At 49.5% G+C, this 15,044-nt stretch carries 12 protein-coding genes; 2 read left to right on the forward strand and 10 right to left on the reverse strand.

Translation table 11 applies throughout. From position 1 onward, the window contains the following. Positions 1 to 219 precede the first annotated feature (219 nt). Together DXD92_RS11410 and DXD92_RS11415 are read right to left on the reverse strand one after the other, a co-directional pair. On the reverse strand, positions 220 to 1,443 hold the full coding sequence (locus tag DXD92_RS11410) for a chloride channel protein (protein ID WP_118640551.1): 1,224 nt from the start codon (positions 1,441 to 1,443) through the stop codon (positions 220 to 222). A 37-nt stretch (positions 1,444 to 1,480) separates the two neighbouring features. After that, positions 1,481 to 1,714 carry a hypothetical protein gene (locus DXD92_RS11415; RefSeq protein WP_117801352.1) on the reverse strand — a complete coding sequence of 78 codons (234 nt, stop codon included), beginning with the start codon at positions 1,712 to 1,714 and terminating at the stop codon, positions 1,481 to 1,483. Positions 1,715 to 1,881: 167 nt separating this feature from the next. On the opposite strand from DXD92_RS11415, the gene DXD92_RS11420 reads away from it, so the two are divergent. Beyond that, entirely contained in the window at positions 1,882 to 2,310 is a 429-nt protein-coding gene (locus DXD92_RS11420) for a hypothetical protein (RefSeq protein ID WP_117510459.1), read from the forward strand. A gap of 131 nt (positions 2,311 to 2,441) precedes the next feature. On the opposite strand, the gene DXD92_RS11425 is transcribed toward DXD92_RS11420, so the two are convergent. Next, positions 2,442 to 3,086, reverse strand: a complete 645-nt coding sequence (locus tag DXD92_RS11425) for a DUF4317 family protein (protein ID WP_055220785.1) — start codon at positions 3,084 to 3,086, stop codon at positions 2,442 to 2,444. Positions 3,087 to 3,289: 203 nt separating this feature from the next. On the opposite strand from DXD92_RS11425, the gene DXD92_RS11430 reads away from it, so the two are divergent. Continuing rightward, a complete protein-coding gene (locus DXD92_RS11430) occupies positions 3,290 to 4,207 on the forward strand; it encodes a metallophosphoesterase family protein (RefSeq protein ID WP_117761429.1) in 918 nt (305 codons plus the stop codon). A gap of 69 nt (positions 4,208 to 4,276) precedes the next feature. On the opposite strand, the gene DXD92_RS11435 is transcribed toward DXD92_RS11430, so the two are convergent. The 7 genes from DXD92_RS11435 to DXD92_RS11465 all read right to left on the reverse strand — a co-directional run bounded on the left by DXD92_RS11435 (position 4,277) and on the right by DXD92_RS11465 (position 14,925). Next, positions 4,277 to 6,271: a beta-galactosidase gene (locus DXD92_RS11435; protein ID WP_022461858.1), complete on the reverse strand. Its 1,995-nt coding sequence runs from the start codon at positions 6,269 to 6,271 to the stop codon at positions 4,277 to 4,279. A gap of 20 nt (positions 6,272 to 6,291) precedes the next feature. Continuing rightward, on the reverse strand, positions 6,292 to 8,358 hold the full coding sequence (locus DXD92_RS11440) for a beta-galactosidase (protein ID WP_022461859.1): 2,067 nt from the start codon (positions 8,356 to 8,358) through the stop codon (positions 6,292 to 6,294). A 4-nt stretch (positions 8,359 to 8,362) separates the two neighbouring features. Next, positions 8,363 to 10,084 carry a glycosyl hydrolase 53 family protein gene (locus DXD92_RS11445; protein WP_022461860.1) on the reverse strand — a complete coding sequence of 574 codons (1,722 nt, stop codon included), beginning with the start codon at positions 10,082 to 10,084 and terminating at the stop codon, positions 8,363 to 8,365. A 21-nt stretch (positions 10,085 to 10,105) separates the two neighbouring features. Continuing rightward, complete coding sequence (locus tag DXD92_RS11450; RefSeq protein ID WP_055227760.1) at positions 10,106 to 11,080, reverse strand: LacI family DNA-binding transcriptional regulator; 975 nt, start codon at positions 11,078 to 11,080, stop codon at positions 10,106 to 10,108. Positions 11,081 to 11,268: 188 nt separating this feature from the next. Continuing rightward, positions 11,269 to 12,852: an ABC transporter substrate-binding protein gene (locus tag DXD92_RS11455; protein WP_118640552.1), complete on the reverse strand. Its 1,584-nt coding sequence runs from the start codon at positions 12,850 to 12,852 to the stop codon at positions 11,269 to 11,271. Positions 12,853 to 13,062: 210 nt separating this feature from the next. Continuing rightward, positions 13,063 to 13,983, reverse strand: coding sequence for a carbohydrate ABC transporter permease (locus tag DXD92_RS11460; protein WP_022461863.1), 921 nt, complete (start codon positions 13,981 to 13,983; stop codon positions 13,063 to 13,065). A gap of 12 nt (positions 13,984 to 13,995) precedes the next feature. After that, entirely contained in the window at positions 13,996 to 14,925 is a 930-nt protein-coding gene (locus DXD92_RS11465; protein WP_117801346.1) for an ABC transporter permease, read from the reverse strand. Positions 14,926 to 15,044: the final 119 nt, after the last annotated feature.

The following is a 15,044-nucleotide window of genomic DNA, read 5'->3' on the forward strand; positions in this document are numbered from 1 at the left end:
TTCCCGGAAACGCGTCAACCCGTATCGTAACGTAACCGTTACTGTTCACCCAGCAGTGAAACACTTGCTGTTTCGCTGCGTAAGAACATGTTTCAGGTGTGAGCAACCCTCCTTTTGCGAAGCAAAACTTTAAATGAGGGTTGCGAATGTTACAGTTCGCTGGGCACCAGTGAACTGTAACACGTAACGGTGTGTGATAACTTTGTGACGTTTCTGTTATCAGCAGCTGTATTTCGTCAGTTTCTGGCGGGAATAGATCGAGCTGTTGCGGTTGAATACGTAGGCCGCGGTGCAGACAGTAAAGAAATATGGCAGATAATCGTAGCCAAAAATCTCGCCGCCAATGAAAATAGCCGCCAGTAAGGTGTTGGTTCCGCCGCCAAAAACCGCCGCATAGCCAAGCGCCGCGGAAAGCTCCACCGGAATACCGAACAGATTGCCAAGGACTGCTCCCAGGGTTGCTCCGATGGTAAACAGCGGTGTTACCTCGCCGCCCTGAAACCCGGCGGACAGCGTCAGAATTGTCAGGATAAATTTCAGCGCCCAGTCATATGCATATACCTTTTCCCCATGAAATACCGCTTCCACCAGATTCGTTCCAAAGCCGCAATACCGTCCGCGGTACAGAAGCAGGAACAGAATGCTAAGGATAACACCGATGGAGAAAACACGCACCAGCGGATTTTTGATTTTTTCGCCGAGATATTTTTTCGTGTGCTTTAAGCACCAGGCGAAGAGGCCGCCTGTGATTCCAAAAATAATACCAAGTGTAATCAGACGCACCAGCAGGAACGGTGTCAGGCTTTCGCTGATGTGGACAGCCAGATTTTCTTTGCGGATTCCAAGCAGGGAAGCTACAGCGCTCGCAGAGAAAGATGCGGTAAACGCCGGAAGCAGTGCCTCGTACCGCATTTCACCCGCAGCGAGCACCTCTACCGCAAAGATCACAGCTGCAATCGGCGTTCCGAACATGCCCGCAAAGCCGGCGGCCATACCGGTTACCAGAAAGATACCGGGCGCGTTTTTAAACGGTAATTTTTTGCCGGCAAAATAGGAAAACACAGCACCGATCTGAACGGCAACGCCCTCGCGGCCGGCACTTCCACCGAACAGATGCGTCAACGCCGTTGAGAGCATTGCCAGCGGAATCATGCGAAGCGGAAGCTCTGTCTCCTCTTCATACGCTACATCAAAAATCAGACTCATGCCTCCTTTTCCCCTGCCACCGAATTTCTGATTGACTGCCACGATCACAAGACCTGCCATAGCGAGAAACGGCAGACACCAGAAAAGATGTGCCACGCGAACAGCCGTGACTTTCAAAAGCAGACGGCAGAACAGCGCCTCAATCAGACCGACTGCCGCACCGAGCGGAACGCCGGTCACACCGAGCAGCAGCAGGGCGCCGTAGGTGCGAAGGGATTTCTTCAGTTCTTCTTTCATTCTCTTTCTCTCCTTTTCGAATTCTGCTGTTATCATATCACGAAGCGGACAGATTGTGAACTATGGATACCTTTTCCTCCATACTCTTTGCCAGTGCATCGGCAAATTTTTCCTGCATCCGGATTACTTCTTTCATCTCCTGCTCCGTAAACTGCGCCGCAGCTTCCTCCTCGGACTGAAACAGCGGAAGAACCAGCTCTCTCGCATACTGTTTTCCCGTTTCAGTCAGACTGATGATTTTTTCCCGCCGGTTTGCCGGATTGACTTCCATTTCGATATATCCTGTTTTCGTTTTTAGTCCGTTTTCGTACTTTTTGTTTTAGTGTTTTTTTCTTCCTTTGTCAAGATTTCCAAAAGCCTCTTTTTTCCGTATATTTTCCGGCATTTTTCAAATACTAGCAACTGTCCAGACACTGTTAGGGAAAGGAGATTTTGAAGATGAGAAAAATCAGAAGAGTGTGTATGACGCTGGCATTGGCGGTATTACTGGCCGGGATGACGGCCTGTGGAAACAACACCACGAACGACACCGGAAATGGCAATACCAACACGGAGAGCGACATGGGACAGACGGATAACAGAAACGATGTCAATACGACAGAGATGCCGTCAAACGACAATGTAAATGATGTGACGGAGGGCACCGATGGGAATGCCAACGGTACGAACGGTACAAATACCGGGGATAGAAATACCCTTGGAGATGATGTCGGCGACGCCGCTGAAGATGTGACCCGTGGTGTCGGTGAGGGCGTTGAGGATGTCGGCCGCGCGGTGGACGATGTGGTAAGCGGCGGCGACAATGAGACGCAGAATCCGCAGGAAAACGGAGCAACTACACAGAATGGAGCGGGGATGGCACAGTAAATATGCACTTCTGCTGCTCCCGTATCTAAAAAACTTCCCTTGGCGAACGATATATGCAGGTTCGCCGGGAAGTTTTTTTACTGCCAGGCACATCAGCACCTGGTTTGATCCGTCACTTTTGATTTTTTCTTTTACAGACCGCATCTGAATTTTCTGCCCTTCGCGCCAAGAATGCTGGCCATCTGATCGCCCCACGCTGCACGCTCTGCATAAATATCAACCCGTTCCAGATCTCCGCTCCGGTCCACAAAGGCAGGGAACAGAAATCCACAGATAGGATTTCCCGGCTCGTATTCTCCAACCAACGGGCAGACAGCGCAGATCAGATAGGGGAACATCTCCTCGGATTCCCCCAGGCGCTCTTTATCGGAAGCCTTTGCAGGAATATCATACCGGTCATAAAACATGTAAATGGCATAAGCCCCGTGAATCTGCAATCCTTCGATCAGGATATCATAGAACGTTTCCAACAGCGCATCGTTCTTCAGTCCGCATTCCCGCAGCGCCATCAGCATCTGCCAGATACTGCCCGGCCCCTGGGATGTTTCCGGAAAACGGTATTCCCGCAGCTTCTCATTCGATTCCGCAAACGGAATTTTCTTGGCAATCGCCAGATTCCTGGCCTTTTCCGAACCGGACAGTTTCAGAAAATGAATGTTGAAACTGCCGTCATACTCCCCATCCGAATCCGTATAGCAACCCGCCATCCGCACAAACGAAGTCCGCGCCGGCGTCATCCTCCTCGTCAGCTCCAGCATGTCTTCCCGATTAATCATACATTCCCTCCGACAGTAAATATATTCGAAACTCTCTGCCTTTGATCTTATCATAACATGCTTTTTCTGTCAGCAGGTTTTTAAATTGCGTTCTTTCTCTCCATCTGATAAAATCGAAACAGTATCTCGCATTTTATAATTTTGATATAGAGAGATGTTGGGACAAAACACCTTTTGACTCAATATCACAGAAAGGACGACACATGAAATTAGCAGTAATCAGTGATCTTCACGGGAATTATTATGCGCTCGCAAAGGTGCTGGCATTTCTTCGCAGTCAGGAGATCGACGGTATCATCGGGCTGGGAGATTTTGTAACAGACGGGCCTTTTCCGCAACGGATGATGAGAGTGCTTCGCGAAATGCAGGAGGAGTTTCCCTGCTATCTGGTGCGGGGAAACAGGGAAGAATATCTGCTGGAAAATCTCCGGCATCCGCAGAACTGGAAGGCAGGTTCCTCGACAAGCGGACTTTTGGATTATACGTTTCGGAATCTTACCGGACAGGATCTGGAATTTTTCGAACAGCTGCCGACAGACGGAGTTCTGATCGGAAAAATGCATGAGTCAGGCCGGCTGATTCCTGTTTTTGTTCCGCAGGAAGAAATCATACCGGATACCTGCCGCGAATCTCTCTTCCCGGCACTTCGTCTCTGTCACGGCGCGCCCGGAGAACTCCGTGGGAATTTCGGTCTGCATCCGGAGCTTTTGCTGTCCCATCTGGAAAATCTCGATGCCGCAATCCTGCTCGGCGGGCACAGCCACAAGCAGGAGCAAAGAGAATATGCCGGAAAAACATACCTGAATCCCGGTTCCCTTGGGCTTGCGCTTGATGGAGTCGGCGGCCATGCCCATTTCGCGATTCTGACGCTGGAAAACAGCACATGGCAGATCGAATGTTTTCAGATTCCCTACGATCTCGAAGGCTACCTCGCCGAATTCGACCGCGCCGGGCTGGAAACGCATGGCAGTGTCCTTGCCCGTTCCTTAAAACGGACATTGACCTGCGGCGTGAATTATTTTTATCTCACCGTAAAACGAGTGCGTGAACTCGCCGATGCACTGGCACTGACCGATCTGGACGAAGAGGTCTGGAAAAAGGCGGAACAGGAACTGAAATAACCGTCCATTCAAAAGACGGCAGGCTGTGTACTCACACACAGCCTGCCGTCTGTTTCTATTCCCTAACTTCTATTTTTCTTTTCGAAACACAACCGTCTCAAATCTTCTGACCACTCCATCATACTCTCCCGTCATCGGCTGGTATGTTTCCGTATCCATCGGAAATGCAGCCGGTTCAGCTCCGTAGTTCTGTACAAACAGATACTTGTATTTCTCATCCTCCCTTGTTGCAACATCGAGCCCTTCCGGGATTTCGGCTGCCGCGCGTTCCAGGCCTTTTTCTTCTGCCAATTTCCGGCAGAAGTCATCGTAAAATGCCTGTTCAAAATCTGCGCAGACATAATACGCCTCGCCCTCTCCAAATACATTTTTCGTCAGTGCCGGATATCCCGCATAGAAATCGTCACGGTATGCCAGCAGCGTTTCGGCACCGTTCGTTTTTACCAGGTCGCAGAAATTTCGGATTTCATATGTCTTTCCTTCTCCCACACCCGCATTCACATCCTGATCATACAATGCGTCCAGCTCGGTGCTCCGCAGGCCGAATACATCCATCAGTCCGTGCGGGGTTCCGCCGAGGAAACAGAGGTCGTTTTCATCCACAACTCCCGACCAGTATGTCATCACAAAGGTGCCGCCGTCTGCCACGAAATTCCGGATTTTTTCCTCAATTCCGGCCCGAAACAGATACAGCATCGGTGCAAAGACAATCCGGTAGCCGGAAAGACTCTCCTCCATATCAAGGAAATCCACATTCACACCCAGTTTCCGAAGACCGCCATATACTTTCTTCACGGTATTCATGTAATGCAGTCCCATATTCCGTGGTCCCTGCGCATCCTCCATGGCCCAGCGGCTTTCGCAGTCATGCAAAATTGCAGCCTGTGCCTTCGTCGTGCTTCCCGCAATCTGCGCCAGATCCAAAAGCGCCTCGCCCGTCTCTGTCACCTCACGGAACACGCGCGTATCCTTTCCGCCGTAGTGGTCAATGACCGCCCCGTGGAACTTCTCGCTCGCACCGCGGCTCTGGCGGATCTGGAAATACTGGACACTGTCGGAACCATGCGCCACTGCCTGCAGCGATGCCGCCTTTAAAAGCCCAGGCCGTTTCAGCTTGCTGACACTCTGCCAGTTCGTGCTTGTCGGGCAGGACTCCATCAGAAGGAACGGTTTTTTCATCAAACTCCGCATAAAATCGTGCTGCAGTGCCGCATCAAGCGCAGTCACCTCTTCTGCTTCCTTGTGCCAGGTCGGATAATTATCCCATGACACCACATCAATCAGATCCTTGAACTTATGATAATTCAGTCCCTGGAAATCATACATCATGTTGATTGTCACCGGAAGTTCGGAACCGCCCGCGCGGATCGCTGCTTTTTCCCAGGCAACAAAGTCTGCTGTCTGATCTGTCACAAACCGTTTCCAGTCAAGATTCAGTCCGTGAAGCCCCATCTCACCCTTTGGGGACGGACTCTCAATCTGCTCAAAATTCTGATACGAATGGCTCCAGAACGTTGTATTCCACGACATATTCAATGCATCAATCGTCTCATATTTTTTCTTCAGCCACCCCTGAAATGCCTTCTGGCAGAGCGGGCAATGGCATTCTCCACTCAGTTCATTCGAAATGTGCCACATTTTTACCGCCGGGTGCTTTCCAAACTTCTCGCTCAGCAGGCGATCAATTTTCCCCACCTTTTCCCGGTAAACCGGCGAAGTATAACAGTGATTATGGCGTCCGCCGAACAGATTTTTCGTGCGGTCCGCGTTTACGCGCAGTACCTCCGGGTATTTGTCTGCAAGCCACTTCGGGCGTGCTGCAGACGGTGTCGAGAGAATTACTGAAATCTCATTCTTATACAGCTGATCCATGATCTTTTCCAGCCATTCCAGGTGGTATACACCCTCCTCCGGCTCGAGCACAGACCAGGAAAAGACACCAAGCGTCACCTCGTTGATATGCGCCTCCTTCATATATTCGATATCCTGCTCCAGAATTTCCGGCATCGCAAGCCACTGCTCCGGGTTATAATCCCCTCCATAGATAAATCCACTCTGGTTCATGTTCGTTTTCCTTTCTCTGTTCATCGAAATATCGTCTCTACGTGCAGCTTCTCAATTTTGCAGGCACATCCATCCGCTGCATCCGGCTGCTTTTCCAGAAAAATCGGATCACCCGGATGCAGAGGATAGACAACGAGTTTCAGTTTCTCCGGAAACTCAAAATAGCCAAGGCTTAACAGGGCCTCCTGACCGGTATAGAAATAATCGTTGATTTTCTCTTCCCCATCAAACACTTCCATACGGTTTCCGTACCAGGTCAGAAAAGCAAACGCATCGTGATAATTTTTTTCGCCCGGATAAGCAAGCTTCAGTTCGTATACTGCTTTCTCTTTATCCTGCTCTTTGCAGACAAGCTCTGCCTCCGGCTCCTGTGCTTTGTAAATACGCTCATACAGCGTAAAGTTTCCTCTTTTTCCACACTCTTTGAAATCCACAATGCCTTTTTCCACTGCCGGATACACAGCGATCATGGTTTTTCCACTGCCTGTCACAACAAGCTCACCGTTTTCTTCCCAGACATAATTTTCGGAAAGAACGAGATAATCCTGATCCAGATGCACCTTCCATGCATTCAGCGCCTCCTGCCGGGAAATCAGGCAGAGTTCTGCGCGCGCATCGCCCTCCCACTGAATCTGCGGGTCGAGATCACCGTAAAATACGAACGCATCTCCCTTTTTCGTATGTAAAACGCAGAGCGGTGTGGCAAGTGCCGTGTGAAGAACCGCATCGTTTAGTTTCATATTGTACGGAAAAAATCCATACATTCCCTCTTTCAGGTCAAATGCCGGAAATCCCACGCTCGCTTTTCCATCCAGGAGTCCCTCCAGTTTCACCTGTGGATGATCATCCATCTTCCATCTTCTCTGGTAATTGTTAAAAAAGACGTATCCATGGTCCGCATCGTGACGGCACGCTGTCCGAACCGTGTGCATATCTCCCGGCAGAATCCTTATCGTTGGAATTTCAGACCGAAGTGAGGCCATATCCTCGCCAAAATCATTCAAAAACAGCGCCAGCAGCTTGATCTCCCGATAGCTGTCCGAGATTGTTCCGTACTGCCGGATCGGCGCGTTGAAATCGTAATTGATCTCCGGCAGGTCGTTCAGATATCCTGTCGCGCGGCTCTCCTGCAGGGTGGACAGTTTTCCCTTCGGATTGCTGCCGCCGTGGTACATATAGTAGCCGAGCAGCCCTGCTCCACTTCCCATTTTTACGGTAGACATCGCTCCGACATCGCATCCCTTCGCCACCGGTCTTCTGTGCATGGTAACCTGAAGCCCGCCTCCAAGTTCTGCCGTCAAAAACGGAAAATCCTCCTCGTTGTAACTGTTTGCATTTTCCACATGATGATCACACGCAATCAGTGCATCGTTCCTTGTGTGGCTGAACACAAAGTTTGCGTTCGGCTCAATCTCGCACGTTCTCTGATCCCATGGTGCTTCACAGTAGCCGCCCATGACCGGAAGCAGATCGCCGATGCAGGCTCCGCCCCAACCGGTCGCCGTGTACAGCGGCACATCAAAGCCAATTTCCTTTGCCATTGCTGTCAATGTGCGGATATGCGCCTCGCCCTCCGGTCCCTGCAGACCGCCGACGTGGCCGTACTCATTCTCGATCTGAATACCGATCACCGGACCGCCGTCCTTTTCCATGCATCCATCGACCTGCGCATAAACCTTTTTCCAGAACCGTCTGACATAGCCAAGATATTCCTCGTTGTTACAGCGGATCGCCATGCCCTCTTTCTCTCTCTCGATGATCCAGTCCGGGAATCCGCCGTTCCGCACTTCCCCGTGCACAAACGGTCCGATACGCAAGAATACCGACAGTCCGACTTTCCGGCACAGTCTTACAAACGTTCCGATATCCCGGCATCCTTCAAAATCAAACACATTTTCCTCTTCCTCGTGGTGAATCCAGATCACATAGGCCGAGACGACAGAAACTCCGCCCGCCTTTATTTTGCGCAGTGATTCCTCCCACCACTCTTTGCGGTACCGACTGTAATGCATTTCGCCCATCACCGGAAACCACGGTTTTCCATTTTTAATCAGATAATCCCTGCAATAGCTGTACTCTGCTCTCATCGTCTTATTGTCCCTCTCTTTTTACTGTCTGCAGACAGAAATTCCGCATCATGCCGTACATCGGCGGCGATGAAATTCGGATTCCGGCAGTGACTTCCTGCGGTTTTCTGATTTCGCATGTCACTTTGTAGCCGGTCCATGCATGTTCTGTCGGATGAATCACAGTCTCTTCTTTTCCCTCTTCCGTATTGAGGAACAGCCGCACATCCACATTTGTTGTATCGGTTCCCTGAAAGGCAACAGATAATGTATACGTTCCTGCCTCCTGTACCTTTACCGTCTGGCAGATCGAAAACGTAAAGTTTTTCGGTGCTTCTACGCGTACCGCATTCACCGGCGGAGCTGGGAACGGATCGACAAACTCCGGAAACAGCTGTACTGCAACGGCATCCTCGGATTTTTCTACGTTCCAGCGCGCCAGGCCGTCTTCCCAGCCGACATCGAGCAACAGATTCTCCGCCTCCGGCAGCTCTTCCACCACGCAGATCTTCGCATGTGCAGCAAACGGAACACCTTCCACATTTCCTGTCACATCATATTCGCCTGTCACGCGTGTGTCCGGCACTTCGTTCCAGTTTACCCGCCGCTGCTCCACCATTCCGTCATACAGCAAAACCGGGAGCATCTCCGGCAGACCGCATGCTTCGTCTTTTACTACGGTCATTGGCTCCGGCTCGTAAATCTTGGCCGGTTTTTCCGGACAGGCATCATTCCGTGTAAACAGGAAAGAACGAATGCCCTCCATGATGGTTCCCTTCTCCTCCAGCAGACCCATATTTTCCGACCAGCCGCCCTCACCGTCTTTCGGAACACAGATCGGTTCCCAGTAATAGATACCCTGCCCCATTTCATCCGGCAGCGAAGCAACGATATTGGCAACCAGATCCAGCACCTGCTTCTGTCCGGCAGGCGTCGCCGGAAATCCTGCGATTTTTTCCTGCTGTTCATCGATAAACCCATGCGCACTCTTTCTCCATGCATGCGCCGTCTCAACGACCATAATCGGCTTTTTGTAATCCTGGATCAGCTTCGTCATTGTCTCTTTCAGATCCGTGAAAGTGCCGTGCCAGAATGGATAATAGGAAAGTCCGATCAGGTCAAAATCCTCGAGTCCTGCCTCAAAGGAACAGTCAAACCACTCTTTCAGATAGAAATACCGTCCGCCCTGGTCGAGATGGATCATAACCTGCATCTCATCTTTTCCGGCTGCAGCCCGCGCACCGCGGATTCCGGCATTTACAAGCTGTACCATTTTTGTATAATCCGGCAGCTCTCCGTCCGGAAACAGAAGGCCGCTTCGGATCTCATTTCCGATCTGAACAATATCCGGCAGAACGTCCTCCTCTTTTAATGCCGTCAGCGTATCTCTTGTATAAGAAAAAACAGCCTCTTTTAATTCTTTAAAGCTTAAGTTTTCCCAATCTTTCGGCTTTCTCTGCTGACCGGGATCCGCCCAGAAATCAGAATAATGGAAATCCAGCATAAAGCTCATGCCATGTGCCCGGATCCGTTTTGCCATCGCCAGTGTATGCGCATAGCTGCAGTATCCGCCGGACTCCCTGACATGCTCCGGCGCATTCCAAATACGGAGCCGTACGGAATTTACCCCGTATTTCTGAACGAGATCCAGCGGATCCATAACAGTTCCGTCAAAGTCCTTCACCTGTACTCCGGCATCTTCCAGCTCCGGTATAAAAGATAGATCCATTCCCTTCTGAAATTCCATTGTTCTGTCCTCCCTGCTACGTTAGTTTGTCGATTTTCGGAATAAAATGTCGTAATCCAGCATCGTCTTCTTCTCATAATTTTCCCCTCGGAGCCGCTGGATCAGCTGACGCACGGCTGTGCCTCCCATCTGGGATGCTGCCACACTGACTGCTGTAACTGCAGGGGAATAGCAGTCCAGATTGGTGCTGTTGTAGAGCGAAGCAATCGCGACGTCCTTGGGAATTCGATAGCCTTCCGCCTGGAGCCGGGACATCACCATCGTACAAATCTCGTCGTCGCCACAGATGATGCATTCCACTTTTTTGGATATAATATTTTCAATGATCGCATCCAGAAACTCCATACGGATCGAACCATTGTAGAAAAGCTGATCCTTCTCGGAAATTCCATTTTTAATCAGCGCCCGGCAGAAACCTTCGTGACGCTTGCGGTCTACGTTATAGCTCATATCCTTGACAAGAAACGCAAATCTGCGGAATCCCTTTCCGATCAGCAGCGTTGTCATTTTCTCTGCCGCACCCTCATTGTCGGTATCCACCTGGATAATGTTGTCATACCGGCATGTTCCCGTCAGTGCTGTCGGGAAATTTGCCTGACTTAAATACTGCAGCGCACGGTCATCCTCAAGCGCACGTGTCAGGAGCATACCATCCACCCGGTTCGACTCCACCAGCGACTGCAGCTCTGAAATATCATGCGCGTTGCTCGTCGTAATCAGCACATTGTACCCGAGCATCGATGCCGATTCGCAGACGCCGAGCAGACAGTTCTGGAAATAAACACCGCTTCCATAATAAACGTCTGAAGGCAGTACCACGCCGATGTTGTGCGTCACCGTTCGGGTCCGCGCCATCTCCTCCCGCTCTTCTCCCCGTTTTGCCACCTCGAGAATCCGGTTTCTGGTCTTCTCTCCGATTCTGCCCTTACCGGACAGTGCACGGGAAACGGTACTTTTTGATACCCCTATCTCTTTTGCAATTTCCTCCAGTGTCATAAAAATACCCTGTCACTTTCTGTTAAATTTGAAAAATTCCTATATTTTTATATTTAATACGAATGCTGTTAGAAATCAAGTCATCCCTCAAAGCTTTTTGAACCATCACTTGATCTCTAAAAGAAGGAACGGCCGCGCCGGAGCTTCTGGCAGACCAGCGCGTCCATTCCCTGTTTTATTTTACTGTTTTATTTTTCTTCTTTCTCCGCTACATACTCTGCTGCCTGACGGTTCATCTCATCCAGAATATCCTGGATTCCGGCGCTGTCCATAGCTGCGTTCATGGCATCGATGGAAGCGTCCACATCGTCAACGAGACCGTTGATCAGCGGGTTATAATAATTGTCGATGGCTGCCTCTACTGCTGCAAACTGTGTACTTACATTGCTGGAATCAAAGTTAAATCCGTCGTAAACATGATCTTCTTTGATGTTGTTGTTGAAGGCATCTTTGATGCTTTCATACTTGTCGTCCAGAGCCGTTCTGTTCTCAAGATATTCCTCTCTCTGGATGGTGCAGTTGTTCCATCCCCAGTTGCAGTTACTTGCTACACCATAGCCGCTCTCATCAATAACTTTGTACTGATCATCACCGACTGCTTCCCAGTGCTTTCCTTCGATACCGAGCATAGCCAGATCGTAAACATCCGGGTTGGTGTAGAATTCATTTAATACCATCATGGCTCTCTCTTTGTTTTTACTGTTTGCGTTGATGGCAACACCGTTGTTGATGTAAGAGTTTACTTTTTTCGACAGGTTTTTGTTCGGGTCTACCATCGTTACATTCCAATCCGGATGTTCCTCATTTGCCTGTTTTCCGTAGGTAAGACAGCTTCCGAGATTCCAGCTCATGCTTGCTGTTCTTCCGGTCAGAAGTCCGGTCTGTCTCTCATCGCTGCTGTTTAATACGTCGCTGGACCATGCTCCGGCGTCTACCAGGTCTTTCATCTCCTGGCAGTACTCACGGAACGCATCCCATTCACCGATGTACTGGAATTCAAGATCTTTCGGATCCTGGGTATGATACAGAATCAGCTCGCCGCCCTTCGGTGCTCCGCCCGTTGTGGAGTAGCCCTGGGACTGGAAGAATGGATACCACGGTCCGCCCTGACTTGCATAGATACCGTCTGCTGCACATGCTTTGTAGAACTTCATCAGGTCATCCCAGGATGTAATATCATCCATACCGTATTTTTCCATCAGGTCACCGCGCACTGCCAGAACTTCCTGACCAAACTCGTTGGCATAGTTCGGAACCATGTAGATTTGTCCGTCAATCTTTGCCTGCTCCCATGCCATTTCCGGAACAACCTCCCAGATATCCGGTGCATACGTTTTGATAAAGTCCTCAGAAAGCGGTGCAAATCCGCCGAGGGAAACGGTCTGCTCGTAATGGCACCAGCTCGATGCGGTAAAGATCAGGTCAAAATCTTCCTGTGAGGAGAACAGCAGGGAATATTTCGTGTCATGCTCGCCCCAGGAAAGGAATTCTACGTTCAGAGAGCAGTTCAGCTTCTCTTCCAGAATCTCATTGATTTTGGCGTAAACCTCATCAAAATCCGGGGTACGGTCGCCGATCAGATACATCGTCAGATCGACATGCTCCGAAGTGTCTGCATTCAGGTTGTCTCCCGATGTGCCGGAAGCTGCGGAGCTGCTTTTGCTGTCGCCCGTGCTTCCCTTTCCGTTGCCGGAACCGCATCCTGCCAGCATGCCGGCTGCCATTGCGGATGCAAGTAATACAGATACCAGTTTTTTTGTGCTCTTTTTCATAAAGAACCTCCTTCATAAATATAATGTGTAATTCAAGCGGATATTCGCAATCCGCTTTGCTACTTGCTCATAACCGAATAACTGCTCCGCAGTTTATCAGAAGGAGCTTGCACTCCTCCTGATACAAGCAAGTCCCCACCCACCTGCTTATTGCTTTTCGCAATGGAAACAGGGGACTTACTTGATTCAGTTAAATTAACATGATTTGTATCAGCCTTTGACTGCTCCGATTGTGATACCCTGTACAAAATATTTCTGTACCAGCGGATATGCCAGAACGATCGGGCCGGTTACTACAATGGTAAGTGCCATTTTCAGGGACTGGGTCGGCAATGAGATTGCGCTGACGGCAGAGCCTGCGGCGTTGTTTGCAAGAAGCTTTTTATATGCCTCGATATCATTAACCTGCTGATACAGGAAATACTGCAGCGGATACTTGTTCGTGTCTTTGATATACAGCATCGCATTGTACCAGTCATTCCAATAAGCCAGTGCAATGAAGAGGCCCACGGTAGCAAGTGCCGGTTTGATCAGCGGCATTACAATCCGGAACAGAATACGGAACTCGCCGCAGCCATCAATCTTGGCCGCTTCAATCAGAGAATCCGGAAGTCCCACGATGTAACTCTTCATGATCAGAAGGTTGTATACGCTGAACAGCAGCGGAAGGAGCAGTGCAAGGTAGCTGTCCCGCAGATTCAGGGTCTGTGTCATCAGTACGTAGTACGGAACAAGACCGCCGGAAAACAAAGTGGTAAAGTAGAAGAAAAACGAAAACTGATTTCTCCACTCAAACTCCTTGCGTGACAGTACATAAGCTGTCATAGTCTGCAGCAGCAGACCAAGTACCGTTCCGACGATGGTCAGACCGATGGTCGTGCCGTATGCGCGGAAGACAACCATAGGATCTTTAAATACGGTTTTGTATGCCTCCAGGCTGAAATCCTGCGGCAGAAGGCTGAAACCGTTCTGGATAATGGCCGATTCCGAAGAAAACGAGCCGGATACGATCATGATGAAAGGAACGAGGCAGACCAGCGCGATGATTCCGCAGAATCCGTACGCGATGATATCAAGTGCAACCGCATCTTTTCCTCTTTTGATTTTACTTGTATGACTGGAAGATCCCACTTTTCATCCCTCCTAGAATAAGGTGTAGTCTTTATCATAAAGACCAACCAGTTTGTTTACGATTACGACAGTGATAAAGCACAGTACCGACTGATACAGACCAACAGCTGCGGACATTCCGAAGTCGTTGCTGCTGATTAAGGCACGGAACGTCAGGGTATCAATTACATCGGTGTAGTTGTACAGAAGACCGTTACTTCCAACCAAGTTGTAGAACATATCAAAGTTTCCTTTGAAGATGCCTCCGACGGATAGCAGAAGCAGGATGATTGTGGTCGGCATGATCATCGGGATTGTTACTTTGAAAATTCGCTGGAACACGTTTGCTCCGTCGATGCGGGCTGCTTCATAAATCGAAGTGTCAATTCCCATAATTGCTGCCAGGTACATAACAGAACCGTATCCGATTCCCTTCCATACATTAAAGAAGACAAGGATAAACGGCCATGCCTTTGGTGTCGTGTAAAACTTGATTGGTGTTCCACCGAAGGTTTCAATCAGTCGGTTCAGAAAACCGTAGTCGGAACTGAAAATATTGAATGCCATAACTCCTACGATAACCCAGGAAATGAAATACGGCAGAAACATCAGCGACTGTGTGATCTTACGGTAATGTTTGTTGCGGATCTCGGTCAGAAGCACGGCAACGGCAATCTGCATCGTCGTGTTGATCACAATAAATGCCAGATTATACAGCACGGTATTTCTGGTAACGAGTCCGGCCTGTCCTGATTTAAAGAAGAACTTGAAGTTATCAAATCCGTTCCACGGGCTTCCCCAGATACCTCCTGCGTAGGAGTATTTTTTGAATGCCATTACAATTCCTGTCATCGGGTAGTAGGAAAAAATCAGGGTATAAATTACTGCCGGTGCAAGCATCAGAAGAAATACCCGGTACTTGTAGAGCTTTTTGCAAAACCCTTTCCAACCATTCTTTTTCATCTTCTCATTCCCTTTCTTGTTTGCGCAACTTTTTGTTGCTCAACTCTTTATTTTTCTTTGTGCCATTATCATATCATTTCGGCATATTGTTTACAATTCGCAGTTTTTATAAGATATTT

It is taken from the genome of Blautia sp. TM10-2 (assembly GCF_003480845.1).
In the GTDB taxonomy this organism is placed as follows: Bacteria; Bacillota; Clostridia; order Lachnospirales; family Lachnospiraceae; genus Fusicatenibacter; species Fusicatenibacter saccharivorans.

Bases quoted from the DNA above. Each gene is read 5' to 3' on its own strand.
- DXD92_RS11410 (WP_118640551.1), bottom strand. From the start codon at position 1,443: ATGAAAGAAGAACTGAAGAAATCCCTTCGCACCTACGGCGCCCTGCTG.
- DXD92_RS11415 (WP_117801352.1), bottom strand. From the start codon at position 1,714: ATGGAAGTCAATCCGGCAAACCGGCGGGAAAAAATCATCAGTCTGACT.
- DXD92_RS11420 (WP_117510459.1), top strand. From the start codon at position 1,882: ATGAGAAAAATCAGAAGAGTGTGTATGACGCTGGCATTGGCGGTATTA.
- DXD92_RS11425 (WP_055220785.1), bottom strand. From the start codon at position 3,086: ATGATTAATCGGGAAGACATGCTGGAGCTGACGAGGAGGATGACGCCG.
- DXD92_RS11430 (WP_117761429.1), top strand. From the start codon at position 3,290: ATGAAATTAGCAGTAATCAGTGATCTTCACGGGAATTATTATGCGCTC.
- DXD92_RS11435 (WP_022461858.1), bottom strand. From the start codon at position 6,271: ATGAACCAGAGTGGATTTATCTATGGAGGGGATTATAACCCGGAGCAG.
- DXD92_RS11440 (WP_022461859.1), bottom strand. From the start codon at position 8,358: ATGAGAGCAGAGTACAGCTATTGCAGGGATTATCTGATTAAAAATGGA.
- DXD92_RS11445 (WP_022461860.1), bottom strand. From the start codon at position 10,084: ATGGAATTTCAGAAGGGAATGGATCTATCTTTTATACCGGAGCTGGAA.
- DXD92_RS11450 (WP_055227760.1), bottom strand. From the start codon at position 11,080: ATGACACTGGAGGAAATTGCAAAAGAGATAGGGGTATCAAAAAGTACC.
- DXD92_RS11455 (WP_118640552.1), bottom strand. From the start codon at position 12,852: ATGAAAAAGAGCACAAAAAAACTGGTATCTGTATTACTTGCATCCGCA.
- DXD92_RS11465 (WP_117801346.1), bottom strand. From the start codon at position 14,925: ATGAAAAAGAATGGTTGGAAAGGGTTTTGCAAAAAGCTCTACAAGTAC.